The organism is Butyricicoccus pullicaecorum (assembly GCF_002160355.1).
Lineage (GTDB): Bacteria > Bacillota > Clostridia > Oscillospirales > Butyricicoccaceae > Butyricicoccus > Butyricicoccus pullicaecorum.
In genome coordinates this window covers 1-18,160 of the sequence record NZ_NFKK01000013.1, presented here as the reverse complement: position 1 = coordinate 18,160, position 18,160 = coordinate 1, and the positions used below count along the sequence as shown (strand labels likewise).

The 18,160-nt window shown below is 56.6% G+C and carries 16 protein-coding genes and 1 riboswitch; of the genes, 4 read left to right on the top strand and 12 right to left on the bottom strand.

The annotated features are described in order from the left end of the window. Nucleotides 1-60 precede the first annotated feature (60 nt). A complete protein-coding gene (locus B5F17_RS10505; RefSeq protein WP_330396595.1) occupies nt 61-1,407 on the top strand; it encodes a trimethylamine methyltransferase family protein in 1,347 nt (448 codons plus the stop codon). A gap of 50 nt (nt 1,408-1,457) precedes the next feature. Here B5F17_RS10505 and B5F17_RS10500 read toward each other — a convergent pair whose 3' ends face one another. The 4 genes from B5F17_RS10500 to B5F17_RS10485 form a co-directional block, all read right to left on the bottom strand. After that, nucleotides 1,458-3,359, bottom strand: a complete 1,902-nt coding sequence (locus B5F17_RS10500; protein ID WP_407922592.1) for an ABC transporter ATP-binding protein — start codon at nt 3,357-3,359, stop codon at nt 1,458-1,460. Further along, a complete protein-coding gene (locus B5F17_RS10495) occupies nt 3,352-5,085 on the bottom strand; it encodes an ABC transporter ATP-binding protein (RefSeq protein WP_087373654.1) in 1,734 nt (577 codons plus the stop codon). The genes B5F17_RS10500 and B5F17_RS10495 overlap by 8 nt, the downstream gene beginning before the upstream one ends. Nucleotides 5,086-5,091: 6 nt before the next feature. Beyond that, a complete protein-coding gene (locus tag B5F17_RS10490) occupies nt 5,092-5,544 on the bottom strand; it encodes a MarR family winged helix-turn-helix transcriptional regulator (RefSeq protein ID WP_087373652.1) in 453 nt (150 codons plus the stop codon). Between the two features lie 168 nt (nt 5,545-5,712). Then, the gene (locus B5F17_RS10485; RefSeq protein WP_162608151.1) at nt 5,713-7,092 is read right to left on the bottom strand and encodes an MATE family efflux transporter; all 1,380 of its coding nucleotides are present in this window, start codon (nt 7,090-7,092) and stop codon (nt 5,713-5,715) included. Between the two features lie 188 nt (nt 7,093-7,280). Between B5F17_RS10485 and B5F17_RS10480 the strand changes: the two genes are divergently transcribed. Beyond that, on the top strand, nt 7,281-7,712 hold the full coding sequence (locus B5F17_RS10480; protein ID WP_016149228.1) for a MarR family winged helix-turn-helix transcriptional regulator: 432 nt from the start codon (nt 7,281-7,283) through the stop codon (nt 7,710-7,712). A gap of 201 nt (nt 7,713-7,913) precedes the next feature. Next, entirely contained in the window at nt 7,914-8,384 is a 471-nt protein-coding gene (locus B5F17_RS10475; RefSeq protein ID WP_087373648.1) for a TspO/MBR family protein, read from the top strand. A 72-nt stretch (nt 8,385-8,456) separates the two neighbouring features. Here B5F17_RS10475 and B5F17_RS10470 read toward each other — a convergent pair whose 3' ends face one another. The 8 genes from B5F17_RS10470 to B5F17_RS10435 form a co-directional block, all read right to left on the bottom strand. Next, nucleotides 8,457-8,906 carry a GNAT family N-acetyltransferase gene (locus tag B5F17_RS10470; RefSeq protein ID WP_087373645.1) on the bottom strand — a complete coding sequence of 150 codons (450 nt, stop codon included), beginning with the start codon at nt 8,904-8,906 and terminating at the stop codon, nt 8,457-8,459. Between the two features lie 111 nt (nt 8,907-9,017). After that, nucleotides 9,018-11,252 (bottom strand): formate C-acetyltransferase, encoded by a 2,235-nt coding sequence (pflB, locus tag B5F17_RS10465; RefSeq protein ID WP_087373643.1) that lies wholly within the window; start codon nt 11,250-11,252, stop codon nt 9,018-9,020. Further along, nucleotides 11,249-11,965 (bottom strand): pyruvate formate-lyase-activating protein, encoded by a 717-nt coding sequence (gene pflA / locus B5F17_RS10460; protein ID WP_087373641.1) that lies wholly within the window; start codon nt 11,963-11,965, stop codon nt 11,249-11,251. The genes pflB and pflA overlap by 4 nt, the downstream gene beginning before the upstream one ends. A gap of 71 nt (nt 11,966-12,036) precedes the next feature. After that, nucleotides 12,037-12,118, bottom strand: a riboswitch (ZMP/ZTP riboswitch). Nucleotides 12,119-12,499: 381 nt separating this feature from the next. After that, complete coding sequence (locus B5F17_RS10455; protein WP_087373639.1) at nt 12,500-12,838, bottom strand: hypothetical protein; 339 nt, start codon at nt 12,836-12,838, stop codon at nt 12,500-12,502. A 38-nt stretch (nt 12,839-12,876) separates the two neighbouring features. Continuing rightward, nucleotides 12,877-14,271, bottom strand: coding sequence for an MATE family efflux transporter (locus B5F17_RS10450; protein WP_087373638.1), 1,395 nt, complete (start codon nt 14,269-14,271; stop codon nt 12,877-12,879). A 73-nt stretch (nt 14,272-14,344) separates the two neighbouring features. Continuing rightward, nucleotides 14,345-15,748, bottom strand: a complete 1,404-nt coding sequence (locus B5F17_RS10445; RefSeq protein ID WP_087373636.1) for an MATE family efflux transporter — start codon at nt 15,746-15,748, stop codon at nt 14,345-14,347. A 108-nt stretch (nt 15,749-15,856) separates the two neighbouring features. Next, nucleotides 15,857-16,720: a DNA/RNA non-specific endonuclease gene (locus tag B5F17_RS10440; RefSeq protein ID WP_087373634.1), complete on the bottom strand. Its 864-nt coding sequence runs from the start codon at nt 16,718-16,720 to the stop codon at nt 15,857-15,859. Beyond that, entirely contained in the window at nt 16,717-17,124 is a 408-nt protein-coding gene (locus tag B5F17_RS10435; protein ID WP_242968738.1) for a ribonuclease Z, read from the bottom strand. Before B5F17_RS10435 ends, B5F17_RS10440 begins: the two co-directional genes overlap by 4 nt. A 619-nt stretch (nt 17,125-17,743) precedes the next feature. Between B5F17_RS10435 and B5F17_RS15005 the strand changes: the two genes are divergently transcribed. Next, nucleotides 17,744-18,160: hypothetical protein (locus tag B5F17_RS15005; protein ID WP_206396720.1), on the top strand; the 417-nt coding region annotated here is incomplete at its 3' end.

Below are 18,160 nucleotides of genomic sequence, written 5' to 3'. Positions count from 1 at the left end.
CGCCGTTTCAGACACACGGGCGAAAGCACATAAAATGACAGCAAAGAGGGAGCAAATTCCATTGCCCGGGGCGGGGAAATCTGGCAGACTGATGGAAAGAAAGAAAAGGAGAGCCAAACCATGAACCGGATTCAGGCGAATATCCGCGTACTGAGCGATGACGAGATCGTACGCATTCACAATACATCCATGCGCATCCTGTCCGAGATCGGCCTGCACGTACCCAATGAGATCGTGTGCGGCATGGCACAGAAACTGGGTGCAAAGGTGGACGGGGAGACCGTGCGCATCCCGGCCGAGGCGCTCGATCCCATTCTTGCCCTGGCACGCGCGGGCGATCACGCCTTTGCAGCCTCCGGCCAGACCGTGCGCAAGATCTCGGGCAACGTGTCCACCCAGATTTTTGTCTTTGACGAGCAGACCGGCACGCGCCGACAGGGCACCATGCAGGACGTGCGCGACGGCATCGCGCTGATCGAGGGACTGCCCAACATTGCGCGTTCCAACGCGGTCGTCGTGCCCTCCGATGTGCCCATGCCCGATTTGCTGTCCTTCCGTGAGATCTACAAGCACGCGCGCAAGGACGGCGGCACCTACATTCTGTCCGACCGCTCAGCGCCCTACATCCTGCAAATGGCGCAGGTCATGGGACGCACGGTGTCCTATCTGCTGGACACGGTCAGCCCGCTGGGATTTACCCGGGAATCGCTCGAAATCGCCCTGCAATTTGCCGCAGCCGGCATGCCGCTTGACATGACCCCGCTGGTCATGGCCGGTTCGACCGCGCCGGTCACGCTCGCCGGTGCACTCGCCCAGCAGAACGCCGAAGTGCTCGGCTCGCCCAATCAGGCGCTGTTCGGCATCGCCACCGCCCAGATGGCCGCATTTTACGGCCTGACCAGCGGTTCCAACAGCGGTTTGACCGACGCGCCCTATCCCGACTTTCAGGCAGGCTTTGAAAAGTCGTTCTCGGCGGTGTGCAGCGTGCTCGCGGGCAGCGACGCCATCGGCGGACAGGGCATCGTGGGCGCAGATCAGGGCTTCAGCTTTGCCCAGCTGGTGCTCGATGACGCATGGCTGGATGCGTTCAACTACACTTTGCAGGGCTTCACCGTGGACGAGGACACGCTGGGCTTTGAGACCATCGAGGAAGTGGGCATCGGCGGCAACTTCCTGAGCGAGTGGCACACGGTTGAGTACATGCGCGCAAGCTGGTGGAAGCACGACCTCTTCCCGCGTCAAACCTTCCAGGACGGCGAGCCCATCCAGACGGCGCGTCAGCGTGCGCAGGAACGTGCGCAGGCCATCATCGAGGAAAACCGCACCGACGAGCCGGTCATCGACGGCGCACAGTGCGCAATGCTCGATAAGATCGTACAGGATGCACTCGATCATCTGGACGCATAACTGTTTTACGCAAAAAAATAAGACCCACCGGTTTCGGTGGGTCTTTTGCGTTATTCCATTTCGAATGCGCCGGTGTAGAGCTGATAGTAGACACCCTTTTGGGCAATCAGTTCGTTGTGGCTGCCGCGCTCGATGATGCGTCCGTGCTCAAGTACCATGATGGCATCCGAGTTGCGCACGGTGGACAGACGATGCGCGATGACAAAGACCGTTCTGCCGTACATCAGACCGTCCATGCCCTGCTGTACGAGTGCCTCGGTGCGGGTATCGATGGAGCTTGTCGCCTCGTCGAGGATCATGACCGGGGGATCGGCGACCGCTGCGCGCGCGATCGCGATCAGCTGGCGCTGACCCTGGGACAGGTTTGCGCCGTTGTCGGTCAGCATGGTGTCGTAGCCCTCGGGCAGACGGCGGATGAACTCGTCGGCGTTTGCAAGCTTTGCCGCGACTTCGATTTCCTCGTCGGTCGCATCCAGACGGCCATAGCGGATGTTTTCGCGCACGGTGCCGGTGAACAGGTTGGTATCCTGTAAAACGATGCCCAGCGAGCGGCGCAGATCGTCCTTTTTGATCTTGTTGATGTTGATGCCGTCATAGCGAATCTTGCCGTCGGCAATGTCGTAGAAACGGTTGATGAGGTTTGTGATCGTGGTCTTGCCCGCGCCGGTCGAGCCGACAAAGGCCAGTTTCTGACCGGGCTTTGCAAAGAGCGTGATGTCGTGCAGGATGGGCTTTTCGGGAGTGTAGGCAAAGTCCACGTCGAAGAAGCGCACGTCACCGGTCAGCTTGGTGTAGGTGAGCGTACCGTCCTCGTGGGGGTGCTTCCACGCCCAAATGCCCGTGCGCTCGGTGGTCTCGACGAGCTCACCGTTCTGGTCGTACTTGGCATTGACCAGCGTCACATAGCCCTCGTCCTGCTCAGACTCCTCATCCATGAGCGCAAAGACACGGGATGCACCGGCCAGCGCCATGATGATCGAGTTTAACTGCTGGGAAATCTGGCTGATGGGCTGGGTGAAGCTCTTGGACAGCTGTAAGAAAGCCGCAATCGCACCCAGCGTCAGACCGCCGCCGTTTAATGCGATCGCGCCGCCGACGATGGCGAGAATGACGTATTGCAGGTTGCCGATGTTGTTCATGGCGGGCATCAAGATGTTAGCGTACTTGTTTGCCAGACGTGCCGAGCCTGCCAGCTTGTCATTCAAGCGGTCAAAGCCTTCCTTTGCCTTCTCCTCATGGCAGAAGACCTTGACGACCTTCTGACCCTCGATCATTTCCTCGATGTAGCCGTTGAGCTTGCCGAGGTCGGCCTGCTGCTGCATGAAGTACATGCCGCTCTTGCGTGCGATCTTGCGCACGACGACCAGCATGAAGGCGACGCAGATCAGAACGACGATGGTCAGCTGCCAGCTCATGACCAGCATGGAGCAGAACACGGCGATGATGCTGATGACCGAGGACATGGCCTGCGGGATGCTCTGCGAGATCATCTGACGCAGGGTATCGACGTCGTTGGTATAGACCGACATGATATCGCCGTGCGGGTGGGTGTCGAAGTAGCGAATGGGCAGCGACTGCATGTGCGAGAACATGCGGTCACGGATATCCTTGAGGGTGCGCTGGGAGACCGTAACCATGATGCGGTTGTAGAGATAGGTTGCGATCAGACCGGCGGCGTACAGACAAGCCATGCCGGCCAGGGCGTGCAGCAGGTCGGTAAAGACCGGCGCGTCCATGAGCAGAAGCGGTTTGATGTAGTCGTCAATGAGCGACTCGAGGAAGACCGAAGCGCCGACCGATGCAGCTGCGCTGACGATGATGGCCAGAACGACCACGACAAGGCGCAGGACGTTGCCGCGGGCGATCATGGAGAACAGGCGCTTTGCCGTTCCCTTGGGTGCCTGCGCGTGCGGCGCACCCATTTTCGCATTCATCTTGTTGAAATTAGGCATCTTCCTCGCCTCCCTTCTGCTGCGATGCAAAGACTTCCTGATAAATCTGGCTGGTGCGGAGCAGCTCCTCGTGCGTGCCGTATGCACTGATGTGACCGTCGTCCAGCACCAGGATATGGTCGGCATCCTGTACCGACGAGATACGCTGTGCGATGATAAACTTGGTCGTGTCCGGGATTTCCTCGCGGAATGCCTGACGGATGAGCGCGTCGGTCTTGGTGTCGACGGCAGAGGTCGAGTCGTCCAGAATCAGGATCTTGGGCTTTTTGAGCAGGGCGCGGGCGATACACAGACGCTGTTTCTGACCGCCCGATACGTTGGTGCCGCCCTGTTCGATGTAAGTGTCGTACTTGTCAGGCATTTCCTGAATGAAGGGGTCGGCCTGCGCCAGACGGCACACGCGCTCGATCTCCTCGTCCGTGGCGTGTTCATTGCCCCATCTGAGGTTTTCCTTGATCGTGCCCGAGAACAGGGTATTCTTTTGCAGCACCATGGCAACCTCGTTGCGCAGCACTTCCAGATCGTACTCGCGCACGTCGATGCCGCCGACCTTGACCGTGCCCACGGTCACGTCGTACAGACGCGGGATGAGCTGAACGAGGGTGGTCTTAGACGCACCGGTGCCGCCCAGAATGCCCACGGTCTCGCCCGAGCGAATGTGCAGGTCAATATGATTGAGGCTGGTGTTGTTCGGGTCGTTTACATAGCTGAAGGAGACGTTTTCGAAGTCGACCGAACCGTCGGGCACTTCACGTACGCCGTCCGGCTTGGACTTGAGGCTGCTCTCTTCCTCCAGAATTTCCTCGATACGCTCGGCAGACGAGCGCGCCATGATGACCATAACCATGACCATGGACAGCATCATGAGACTCATGAGAATCTGGAAGGTGTAGTTGAACATACTGGTCAGTGCGCCCGTGGTCATGGAACCGCCGACGACCAGACGCGCGCCAATCCAGGAGATAAGCAGCAGGCAGGCGTAGACGCAGAACTGCATGAGCGGCATGTTGAGGATAATCAGACGCTCGGCCTTGAGGAAGCCGCGGAACAGCTTCTCGGAGATCGTGCCGAACTTCTTCTTTTCGAAGTCCTCACGCACGAAGGACTTGACCACGCGGATGCCGGTGAGGTTTTCCTGCACGACGTTGTTGAGCTCGTCGTAGGTGTCGAATACCTGCGTAAACAGACCGTGCACGCGGCTGATAATCAGCGCCAGACCGATGCCCAGAATGGGAATCGCGCACAGGTAGATGGTCGCAAGGCGTGGGCTGATGTATACGGTCATAGCAAAGGCAAAGACCAGCATGACAGGGGCGCGCACAGCGACGCGAATAATCATCTGATAAGCGTTCTGCACGTTGGTGACGTCGGTCGTCAGACGGGTGACGATACCGGCGGTGGAAAACTTATCGATGTTGGCGAAAGAAAAGTTTTGTACGTGGTGGTAGATGTCATGGCGCAGATTGCGTGCCAGGCCTGCCGAGGCATCGGCTGCTGCGCCGCCGGCCAGTACGCCGAAAATCAGGGCGCATACGGCCATAACGATGAGGATGCCGCCAAGGCGCAGAATCTCGCCCTGATCGCCCGCATCAATGCCCTTGTCGATGAGTACGGCCATGACGACGGGAATCAATACCTCAAAGATAACCTCAAAGCAGACAAAGACCGGCGCCAGAATGGACGCTTTTTTGTTGTCGCGGATGGCGGCTGTGATGTGATTGACCATGGTGTATCACTCCTTTTGCTGGGGTAGTTCGGCCAGATTGGCCTGAATTTTTTTTGCGGTCGCAAGAAATGCGTCCACTTCTTCGCGGGGAATGCCCCGGATGATCTGGGCTTCCAGCGCATCGCGCTGGGCGATGAACTGCGCGTGAATTGCGAGCGCCTTTTCGGTCGGAACGATGATCTTGCGTCGTGCGTCGTTCGGTGCGCTCACACGCTCGATCATCTCTTCCTTCTCGAGCGCGATCAAAAAGCGGGACGCGGTCGAGCGGCGGATACAGAAGACCTGCTCGATGTCATGCTGGCACAGCTGGTCGCCGACATGCTCGCACAGATAGCCCATAATCATGCCCGCGGTCTCCGAACACGGCTTGCCGTCAGGCGGCTGGTGGCTCATCAGCTGCCGCCGAAACAGGTTGGACAGCGCGCGGATGGTGTATCCGATCAAATGCTCTGACTCCATGTTTGGGAATACACTCCTTTCGAGAAATTTGTTAGCTTACTTACAATTTTAGCAAACACTAAAAATCATGTCAATTGATTTTTTGTTAGCTTGCTTACATTTTGTCAGCCTGCACAAATTCAAACCGAAAATGAAAAAAAGCCCTGACAAAAGTCAGAGCTTTTTGGGTTATACGACAGCCAAGGAAGGGGTTGGGGCATCGGTAAATTGCCGCCACATCTTGCCGCGCAGGGCAAAGAGCAGCACACAGCGCACAATCTCGTCGGTCATAATGGCAATCCACGCACCGCACACGCCCAGCGGGCCGGCCAGCAGATAGACAAGCGACGGACGGACCAAGACGATGCCCACGGTCGTAATGATCGAGGGAATACCCGCACGCCGACAGCTGCGCATACCGCTGGCGTAGATGAGTGCGACCGCTTGGAACGGCTGATACAGGAAGATGATGCGCAGAATGCGCACACCCTCAGACAGCACCTGCGGGTCGTCCGAGTAGCACGACATGAGAAAGCCCGGAACGGCGAAAAACAGCACCGCGCACAGGCTGGAAAAGGCAAGTCCGTACACCATCGCAGCCGAAAACGCATCTTGTGCCGCTTTTCGGTCGTGGTTGGCGTATGCCTTGCTCAGGAAGATGAGCGCGGTGGTCGCGACGGCTTCCGCGCCCAGATAGGCGAAGTTTTGCAGCGAAATCAAGATGCGATAGGCGGCAAAGGCGGTCGTGCCCAGGGCTGCAATGCGCGTGATGGACAGGAAGATACCCAGACGAATCATGACCTTTTCGCCCGCCATGGGCAGCGCCTCGGTACAGATCGCTCGGGTTTCGCGCCAGGTCGAGCGCAGCCAGTCGGACAGCGGAATCCGAATCTCGCGTGCCCGCAGCTGGTCACGCATGACCACCACGGCACAAAGGAGACCCACCGCGCAGCCGCTGACCGTCGCCACGGCTGCACCGAGTGCGCCCAGCTTGGGGAAGGGGCCATAGCCATTGATGAGCACGACGTCGCCGACGATATTGATGCCGTTTGCGATCAGATTGAGCAAAAATGACCACTGCGGCTTGTCCAATCCCTTTAAAATGGTGGCCATCGCGCCGTACATGCGGCGGCAGACAAAGGCCAGCAGGGAAATCTGAAAATAGGGCACGGCAATGGGCAGGGTGTCTGCCGTGCCGCCGAACAGGGTCAGGAAGGGGACGGCAAAGACACCGGTCAGGACGGCGAGCAGCGCCGCCGAGGCCAAGGTCAGTTTGAGGTATCCCCGGATGATGGCGTGGATAGCGTTTCGGTCATTTTTGGCCGACGCACGCGCCATGCGTGCGATGACCGCAGTCTGAACGGCGAAAAACAGAAATTCCAAAACGTTTATGGGCTCGGCGGTCAGACCGACGGCCGCAATCGCGGTCGTACCGCAGGGCTTGAGCAGCGCAGTGTCCACCATGACAAACAGGCTGACGAGAAACAGCTCAGCGAAAATGGGTGCGCCAATGTGCAGCATGTCCCGCATGGTCTTTGCCGTGGGACGTGTCCAGCTGGATCTTTGCATAATGCCCTCCTTTTTGTGCACTTTACACATCTTTTACGAACAACCCGCAATGGAATATCGTGAGACATGACCATGATAGCACATTTGTTTGCCCGCTGCAACAAAATCCGATATCTTTTCTTGACATTGCAGGTACAGCCCACTATAATAATTTGCAGGCAAACTATTTTTCGTTGGGAGGCGATCACATGGAAAACACCGACCTCAGCTTTTACATCCACAAGCTCAGCAACCACACCGATCGTATTTCCCATGCGATCTACAACCGCAAGGAACTAGACGAATGCTCACTGACCAGCCTGTTCGTGCTCGATTTTCTCTACGCCCATCGCGACCAGCGGCTGTGCCAGCGCGATATCGAGGACGAATTTTTCATCAACCGCGCGACCGCATCCAAAATGCTGCGGCTGATGGAGGAAAAGCAGCTCATCCGGCGCACGGTGTCGGACGAGGACAAGCGCAGCAAGACCATCGAGCTGCTGGAAAAAGGGCTGGAGCTCCAGCGCAAATGCGGCGCCATTCGGCAGGGAACCGAAGAGGCGCTGGGCGAGGCGCTCACGCCCCGCGAAATCGAACAGTTTAAGGCCATCTGTCGGAAAATGCTCGCGCATCTGGAATAACAGGATGCGCGAAAATTTTGTCCAATTCGCAGGCTCCGCGTAGTTTTTTGCCACATATTCAGGTCGTGACCCGGAAAAAGCAGACGGGAACATGAAAATTCTTTGCATATTTCACAGATCGCCTCCAATTTATGACCGCATTCGCCTGCCGGACGGTGTATCATAGCAGACACAAGGTAAGCGATCGGAGGCAAATAAACCATGAAAAAACGAACTTATCTCTGGACGATCGGCATCACACTCGTTATCGGCGCCCTTTCCAGCTTTTTGACCCGTAACGACATGTCCTACTATACAGAACTCGTCAATAAACCCATGCTGACCCCGCCCGCGTGGATCTTCCCGGTGGTGTGGACGATTTTGTACGTGCTCATGGGCATCGGGCTGGGGCGTGTGCTGGAGTCTGACGGCTCACAAGCGGACAAGCAGGCCGCCACCCGCATTTATGCCGTCCAGCTGTTCTTTAACTTCGCGTGGAGCATTGCATTTTTTACCTTCCGCGTCTATCTCTTTTCCTTTGTTTGGCTGCTCGTCCTGTGGGCACTCATCATCTGGATGATCTTCATCTTTGCCCGCTCCGACCGTCTGGCAGCGCGGCTGCAAATCCCGTATTTCCTGTGGGTGACCTTTGCAGCCTATCTCAATCTGATGATCTATCTGCTCAATCGATAATTCACCCCCCAAAAAAACGCATCCCGTCCAAATTCCGGCGGGATGCGTTTTTATTTGGCGTTAAAAAGAGGGTCACGGTTTGCGCATGACAAAATTGGTCAGCTTTACCCCGTGTCGCACGACCTGCTGTTCGGTGATCGTCCGGTAGCCGCGCGCAGTAAAGAAGGGATGAGCGGTAATGGAGGCGTGCGTCTCGATCGGACGACCCTTGACCGCGCTTTCCAACGCGTCGCAAAGCGCGGTTGCGATGCCCTGCCGCTGGAAGCGGGCGTGGACGTACAGGCGGTCGAGGTATCCGTCCCGGCTGATGTCGCCAAAGCCGACAATCTGCCCATTTTGCTCGGCAATCCAGGTCGTGTGCTCCAGAAAAGAGCGGTTCCAGGCCGCAAGATCGACCATCCCGTCCGCCCACGCGTCGCACTGGTCAGCCGAGTAGTCCCCGCAGTTCACCGTGTGCACGGTATCGAAAAAGAGGGCGGCGAGCACCGGGCAGTCGTCCGGGTGATAGGGGCGCAGATTCATATCTTTGACACTTCCTTTCCTGAAAACCGGCAAATGCGGAAAGGATGCACCGCACGGCGCATCCTTTCTCGTGAGAATTGGAAAAAAAGAGGAAAATATGGGTTTCTATCCTTACAGCGAGGCGTGGAAGGTGCGCTTGATGACCTCTTCCTGCTGCTCGCGGGACAGACGGTTAAAGTTGACCGCATAGCCGGATACGCGGATGGTCAGGGTCGGGTACTTCTCCGGGTGATCCATCGCGTCCATGAGGGTTTCGCGGTTCAAGACATTGACGTTTAGGTGGTGGGCACCCTGCTGGAAATAGCCGTCGAGCACGGCGACCAGATTGGCTTCGCGTGCGGCCTCGTCGTGACCAAGCGCGTCGGGTACAATCGAGAAGGTGTTGGACACGCCGTCCTGGCATACGTCACGGTAAGGAATCTTTGCGACCGAGTTGAGCGACGCGAGCGCGCCGTTTTCATCGCGTCCGTGCATGGGGTTTGCACCCGGTGCGAGCGGTTCGCCGCCCTTTCTGCCGTCCGGGGTCGAGCCGGTCTTTTTGCCGTACATGACGTTGGACGTGATGGTCAGGGCAGACAGGGTATGCTTTGCACCGCGGTACAGGGGATGCTTTTTCAGCTCAGACGAGAACTTACGCACGATGTAGACGGCCTCATCGTCGGCGCGGTCGTCATCGTTGCCATACTTGGGGAACTCGCCCACGGTCTCGAAGTCGACCGCGATGCCCTGTTCGTTGCGAATCGGGCGTACCTTGGCGTAGCGGATGGCAGAGAGCGAATCGGCAGCGACCGACAGACCGGCGATGCCGAAGGCGGTCAGGCGCTCGACGTGGGTGTCGTGCAGCGCCATCTGGCTGGCCTCGTAGGCGTACTTATCGTGCATAAAGTGGATGATATTGACCGTGTCGGCGTACAGCTCGGCTGCATAAGCCAGTACCTTGTCGTAGTTTGCACGCACCTTGTCATAGTCCAGAATGTCGTCGGTGATCGGCTCGATACCCGGGACAACCAGTTCGCCCTTCTTTTCGTCCACGCCGCCGTTGATGGCGTACAGCAGGCTCTTTGCCATGTTGCAGCGTGCGCCGAAGAACTGCATCTGCTTGCCGACCTGCATGGCCGAGACACAGCAGGCGATGGCGTAGTCGTCGCCGTAGATCGGACGCATCACGTCGTCGTTTTCGTACTGGATAGAATCGGTCGCAATGCTCATCTTGGCGCAGTAGGTCTTGAAGCCCTGCGGCAGGTGCTCGCTCCAGAGCACGGTCAAGTTGGGTTCGGGCGCAGGGTTTAGGTTGGTCAGCGTGTGCAGGTAGCGGAACGAGTTCTTGGTCACCAAGGGCTTGCCGTTGATGCCCATGCCGCCGATGGACTCGGTTACCCAGGTCGGGTCACCGCCAAACAGCTCGTTGTACTCGGGCGTGCGCAGGTGACGCACCAGACGCAGCTTGATGATGAACTGGTCAATGAGCTCCTGTGCACCGGCTTCGTCCAGAATGCCCGCGTCCAGATCGCGCTGGATGTAGATGTCGAGGAAGGTGGACGTGCGGCCGAGCGAGGTCGCCGCGCCGTTGTTCTCCTTAATACCGGCCAGATATGCCATGTACAAAAACTGCACCGCCTCGTGCGCATCCTTTGCCGGCTCGGACAGGTCGACGCCGTAGCGTGCCGCCATGGCCTTGACCTTGCCCAGTGCGCGAATCTGCTCGGAAACCTCCTCACGCAGGCGGATTCTTTCCTCGTCCATCGGGCCGTCGATCGCCTTGAGATCGTTCTTTTTCTCCTCGATCAGGCGGTCGATGCCGTACAGCGCGACGCGGCGATAGTCGCCGATGATGCGGCCGCGGCCATACGCGTCGGGCAGGCCGGTCAGCAGGCCGACATGGCGGGCGACGCGGGTGCGCTCGGGGTAGGCGTCAAAGACACCTTCGTTGTGGGTCTTGCGGTACTCGGAGAAGTGGCGCTCGATGGTCGGGTCGAGCTGGTAGCCGTACTGCTCGAGCGAAGACTTTGCCATGCGCATGCCGCCGTACAGGTTGACAATGCGCTTTAAGGGCGCGTCGGTCTGAAGTCCGACGATGACCTCGTTTTCCTTGTCGATGTATCCGGGCTCAAAGTTGTCGATGCCCGAAATCCGGTCGGTATCGACGTCCAGAATGCCCTTTTTCAGCTCCTCGAGAATGAGCTTCTCGCACTTTTCCCACACGCGGCGCGTGCGGTCGGTCGGGGGAACCAGAAAGCTGTCGTCACCCTCATAGAGCGTGTAGTTTTTCTGAATGAACGAGCGGACGTCGATGGCGCGCTGCCATTCGCCGCCGCGAAAACCGTTCCACTGGCTGTACTGCATCATTTAGACCAACCTCCAAAATATGTGTCCTGATATTGCTCACACCGCGCGCGATCCATCGCGGGCACGCCCTCGAGTGGATAGGGGAGGCCGAGCGCGGCATACTTATTGACCCCAAGCAAATGATAGGGAAGCAGCTCGACGCGCTGCGCGTTCGGCAGCGTGCGGATGTACCCGGCGAGCGCCTGCATGTGCGCCTCGTCATCGGTCACACCCGGCACCACGACATGCCGCACCCACATGGGTGTCCCGGCCTTTCGCACGGCCTCGACAAAGGCGTGCGTGCGGTCGATCGGCTGGCCGGTCAGTGCCCGGTAAGCGTCCGGCGCTTCGTGCTTGACATCGTACAAAACAAGATCGGTGTTTTGCAGAATGCCGTCGTAGTCACCCAGACCTACGCCCGCCGTGTCAATGCAGGTGTGAATGCCCTCGGCCTTGCACAGCCTGAGGCACTCGGACAGGAATTCCGGCTGCAAGAGCGGCTCGCCGCCCGAAAAGGTCACACCGCCGCCCGAACGGGTGTAGTACGGCACATAGCGGCGCAGCTTGCGCACCAGTGCCTCGGGTGTGATCTGCTGCCCGCCGCCGGTCTTCCAGGTGTCCGGGTTGTGACAGTACCGGCAGCGCAGTGCGCAGCCCTGTAAAAAGACCACCGTGCGAATGCCCGGTCCGTCCACCGTGCCCATGGATTCGATCGAGTGTAAGTATCCGGTCATTTGCTTGCTCCTTTTGCTGAAGATGCGCTTTTTTTGAGCCAAAAAGGCACAAAAAAAGCCGCACCTCCAGGCAACTGTGCCCAGACGGTCGGCAAAAACAGGATCATACTTCATGTGGTGAGCCCCACGATTCCGTCAGTCATATGATCTGGGAGTAGGATACCACGGATTTGGTATCCTGTCAAGAGCCGGGGGGCCATATTTTGTGTTGCCGCCTTGTCGGCCATCCGGGAACGGTGTATTTTTGTTATAAGTTAGTCAAAACTAACCCAAGCATGATTGTAATCTGTCTCACCGGAAAAGTCAATGGAAAAACCCGGATTTTACCCATTTCAGCACATCGAACAAGAGCGCAGCAAAAGAAGTCGCGCCGTTCCATTCGATGTGACAAAAGACAGCGCGGCAGGGATTTTTCTGTCCCCACCGCGCCATTGCATCTGCTATTAGTTATACAAAATTTATATTTTGTATAATTTTATAGATCTTCTTTGCGAACTAAAAGGGATACACCCGATATCAGGTGCATCCCTTTTATTACGCACAATATTCCCCGCCGTCTATGCCATAATAGGCATTGATTACACGGCGCGCAGCTTCTCCAAATTCAATCATCTCAGTACCGCTGCACATTCCAAAACTGGTTTTGGGCTTTTCTTCGATCTGCATGATAACCGTATGCAGCATATCTGCCCGATACGGCCCGTCTAATCTCGGTGGAATTTCGACGCCATGCTCACTTAAAAAGAGAATTTGCTCCTGCGTGGACAACTCCGAGATGCGCACACCGGTCTTGACATACTCCGGGATGTTTTGCTCTGCGGCTACTCCACATAGAATACACAGCAAAACAATGACAAAAATACGTCTTTTCATGGCTGATTCTCCATACATGGAAGCATACGCCCAGATGCTTATACTTCCTGCTTTGCCTCCACCTTTTCCTGCTCCCTAGCCTTTCTCATGCGCGCAAACACCGTGCGGCGCACGATGCAGTAGCAAGCCACATGTGCACAGACGGTCAGCGCCCACGAGATCGGGTAAGAAATGTACAGGTTAAACAGCGTGTGCTGCCACTGGAAAATCGTGAAAATCCAAATGATACGGAACAGGCACGCGCCCACGAACGAGACCAGCATGGGCAAAATGGAGTAGCCCAGACCGCGCACGCTTCCCGCGACGACATCCATCATGCCGCACAGGAAATAGGTTACGCTGACCACGCTCAGACGCATCATGCCGAACTGGATAACCTCGGGGTCACTCGAGTAAATGCCCAGCAGATGTTCACCCAGCAGGTGCGCACCGTTGCCCAGCACCAGACCGATGATGATGACCAGACCCATGCAGTAGAACAGCACACGGTCGATGCGCTTGTCGTTCTTTGCACCCAGGTTCTGACTGGTAAAGCTCAGCGAGGTCTGATAGAGTGAGTTCATCGAGGTGTAGACAAAGCCCTCGATGTTGTTCGCCGCCGTGTTGCCTGCAACCGCAATCGCGCCGAACGAGTTGATCGACGACTGAATCAGTACATTCGAGATGTTGAAAATCACACTTTGCAGTCCGGCAGGCAGACCGACCTGCATGATACGGAAGAACTTATCCCGATAAAAGTGGACGTTCTCCAAATTCAGGTGACAAACGCCGTCCATGCGGGTCAGACACATGACAATGAGCGTCGCAGAAATGAGCTGCGCAATGACGGTCGCAGCCGCCGCACCGGCAACACCCCAATCGAGTGCGACGATGAACAGTACATCACAGCCGACGTTAAACACACCGGCAAACAGCAAAAAGTACAGCGGTCTGCGCGTGTCACCGACCGCGCGCAGGATGGCCGCGCCAAAGTTATAAATCATGGTTGCGGGCATGCCGACAAAGTACAGACGCATGTACAACGTCGCCTGATCGATGACCTCTTCCGGGGTCGCCATGAGCGTCAGCATGGGACGCGAGGCCACAATACCCAGTACAATCAAAATCAGACCGCCGGCCAAACCGGTCAGAAGCGCGGTCTGTACGGTCTCCTTGGCGTCGCGGTACTCACCGCCGCCGCAAAAGCGCGCGACAAGCACGTTTGCGCCGACCGAAATACCGATAAAGAAGTTGACCAGCAGGTTGATGAGTGAGCTGGTCGCACCGACCGCCGCCATAGCCTCGCTGCCGACAAATCGGCCGACGACGACAATGTCCGCCGCATTAAACAGCAGCTGCAAGATACCCGAGCACATGAGCGGAAAGGCAAACAGCAGGATACGGCTGAGCAGCGGCCCATGGCACATATCGATTTCATACGATTTTCGTCTCATTTTTTCAGAAATCCCTCTTTTTTCCACATACCGGCCTCTGTATGCCGGTTCATCCAATCTTTTCGTCTCTATCTTATCCCTGTGTGTTGTCTGTGTCAACCCTGACCGTTTTCGGGCGCTCGGAACGGCAGAACAAATACACAATACCGGCAAGATCGGCCAGCGCCCAGCCGATCGGCACCGAAACCCAAATGCCAATCACGCCGATCTGCGGAATGGCCGACAGGGCGTAAGCCAGCGCAACGCGCGTGCCCAGGGAAATGACGGTCAGCACGACCGACATACCCGGTTTGCCAACCGCACGGTAATAACCGTACAGCAGGAACAGGATGCCGATACCGCAGTAAAACGCCGCTTCAATGTGCAGATACTGCACGCCGATGGCGATGATTTCGGTCTCTGCCGGGTCGACAAAAATGGTCATCAGCGGACGAGCAAACAGGCACACCGCACCGCCGACCACGACACAGAACGCAGCCGCGCACGCTGCCGCGCTGCGGATACCACCCCGGATGCGGTCGGCCTTGCCTGCGCCGAAGTTCTGCGCCACGAAGGTGGAAAAGGCGTTGCCGAAGTCCTGCACCGGCATGTAGGCAAAGGAATCGATCTTGACCGCCGCGGCAAAAGCTGCCATGACCGACGTCCCGAAGGAATTGACCCTGCCCTGCACCATCAGGATGCCGAAATTCATCACCGATTGCTGCACCGAAGTCAAGCCGGACAGCCCCGCGATCTCACGCAACACGCGCCCATCCCACTTTCGGTGTTCTCTCCGGGGTACAAGCTCGGGGAATCGCCAAACCGTGAACGCTGCCAGTCCCAACCCGGACACATATTGCGCAAGCACGGTCGCACCGGCCGCACCGCCCACGCCCCAATCCAGCGTGATGACAAAAAACAGGTCAAGCACGATGTTCAAGACCGCAGACACCGCCAGAAACAGCAGCGGCGTGACCGAATCACCGATCGCACGCAGCAGATTTGCAAAATAGTTGTAGAGGAAGGTTGCCGGGATGCCCAAAAACACGATCACAAGATAGGCGCGAATGAGCGGCACAATCACATCGGGAATCTGTAAAATCCACAAAATCCCGTCCATGCCCAGATAAACGATGGCGCACAACACGGCCGTCATCGCTGCAATCAGTACAAACGACAGGAATATACCGACTTTGAGCCGGTCAAAGTCCCGTTTTCCGTACTGTACCGCAAAATCCGCGCCGCTGCCCATGCACAGCCCCAACAAAATCGAGGTCAGAAAGACCATCAGCGTATAGGCCGAACCGACCGCCGCGAGCGCGTCCGCACCCAAAAAACGGCCGACTACCCAGGTATCGGCCACGTTGTATAGCTGCTGCAATAGATTTCCCGCCATGAGCGGCAGGGCGAACAAAAGCAGATTGCCCGTAATGCTGCCCACCGTCAAGTCCTGTGTTTTGCGCGTTCGCGCACCGGATAAGCCAACCGATCGCTTCATCTCAATCCCCCTTTTTTCCGTAAGTTCTATTATACGAGTCCGCACGCGCCTGCGCAATGTCCGGGGCATACAAAAAGAGAGCCGTTTGCTTCGGCTCTCTTGTCAGTCTTACGGTTTGCACCTTCCGCAAGGCGTGTATCCCTGATTGATTAACTCTTGTCGACTACCTGTGTAGGTTTTCTTATTAGACGGGCTGATCGAATCCACACTGCTGCAATCTGGATTATGGAATCTCTTGGAACTGCTGCTGGTGTTTAAAATATACGTGCTCTCCTTGCTCGTGTCCGACGGTGCTTCATCGGACACCCAACTGTCACCGGTTGCATAGTCGATGGTCACGCCCGGCTGGTTGTTGTAGACGTACACATTGAAACATACACCCTCGCCCTTGTCCTCGACCGACTGGGCTTCCATCTGTACGCCGCTCGCTACCAGATTATCGCCCTCAAAAATGGGCGTCACCCGGTACAGCACGTGGTTTTCGGTTTCCTTGACGTAGTCGGCAACCAGGTTCTCAAACGGCAGCATGCCGTCGACGTTCATGTACCGCGTGCCGGTAATCAGGTTCTGACGGTTGGCGTTCTCGCCCGTCAGCTGAAAGCCGATCAGATGGCAGCGATTATACAGACTCTTTCCGTCTACAAAATCATATTGCACACTCTGCCAGCCGGTCGGCTTGACGTTGCTGATGCTGCCGCGCTCCTCGGTCGGCATGGTCTCCAGACCGACATTGGCATACGCCACACCGCAGCGTCCCAGATCGTCCAGCGGACTGTATTCCTCAAAGCCTTCGCTCGTGAAATCCTCCGCCGGGAAACTCGGCTCGTTGTCATTGATAACCACATAGGGCTCGCCGGAAAACTCCGGAACGTCGGACAGCGCAACCACCTCAGCCGTGTTAGACGCCGTCGGTGCACAGCCGCTCAGTACCATAATCAGCAGTAAACCTACTGCAAACAGCCGCTTTTTCATCTTATGTACCTCTCTTTCGTGATTTTTTCATGGGAATGTCCCGGGAATTCTTCTTGTTCGATCAGTTTCCATTCGGATAAATCCAGATCAAAACGCATGTCGGACGGGTAAACTCGATTCCAGCGGTAAATAATCAGACCTTCCAAGCGATCGAAATAAGGCGCTAACGCCTGGTTTTCCACAAAACAATAGGCTCCATCGGGCGCTTTACCCAGAAAATCTTCCGCGATGCATAAGTTTTCCTGCTCACTATCGCAAAATTGACGGGCTGAATAAGTATTCAGCCATAGTTTGTGACCCTGCAGATGGGTCAACAGATCAGATCGCACACAGCGGTCTTGACTTAACCGCCGACCGTTAAATAACATGCCCAGATGGTCGTCTAAACAGATTGCAGCTATCATCATTTGCACTCCTTTCATATTCTCGCCCAAATGCGAAATGAAGCTTTCGCCAGCCTTTCTCGAAAGGCTGCGGGTTCTCAGGGCAGAGCCCTGAGTCGCGTCCCGCAGGACGCGAAATCCCCTTTTGATTTTCCCGTCCCCCGCAAGGGAAAATCAACTAAACTTTCGTTTCAGGCGCCGCCCGCAGGCGGCGAATCTTCCGTTCTCCGTTCATGGCTTGGCCGAACAAGTCGGCCACAGCCTTACGGGAAAATACCCCACCGGGGTATTTTCTGATTCCGCAAGGCTCCTTAGAAGGAGAACGAAGGCCAAAGGATGGGGAACCTACGGTTTGCCTCCATCGCTAAAAAATATTCCACTGGAATATTTTTTACGGTACGCTCGAAAATCGCGTACCGCCGCTCACCTCGAGCACGCACGCCTACGGCGTATTTTAAGGCGCGCTCTCGTCCCTTTGGGAACCCGTCTTCCTTTCCATCAGATATACATTTCAGCCGCCGACAGGGTGAGAATGTACGAACTCCGCACAGCGGGTGCGTGCTGTCCGGCGCTCCCGGTTGTGCTGGGGCTGCGTTGTGAATGTGAACTTTATGGAACGGCTGCGAGCCAAGTAAAGGTTTTGTACGGTCAGGGCGCTCAGTACGGCAGTATGATCTGCTTTTGCGGTGCTTATCTGCGCGCCCTGGCTTTCTTATTGCTCTATCATCCAGAATTCTCTCATAAAATGAGAATATCCTCAAGATCAAACAAAATTTTTCAGTGTGCGCGTCGAGTTATCTTCCCGGGCCGTCGCCAGTCACCTTGCGGAAATAGAAAATGTCCCGGTGGGACATTTTCCCGGAAGGCTGTGACCGGCTTGTCCGGTCAAGGCCCTAACGGAGAACGGGTTTATCGCAAATTTCCAGTCTTCTTATCTAAATCTTATATTACTTTTTCAGATAAAACAAAAAGCAGTCTTTTCAGACTGCTTTTCAGTGTGCGCGTCGAGTTATCTTCCCGGGCGGCGTCAGTCACCTTACCGATTCAGAAAATGCCC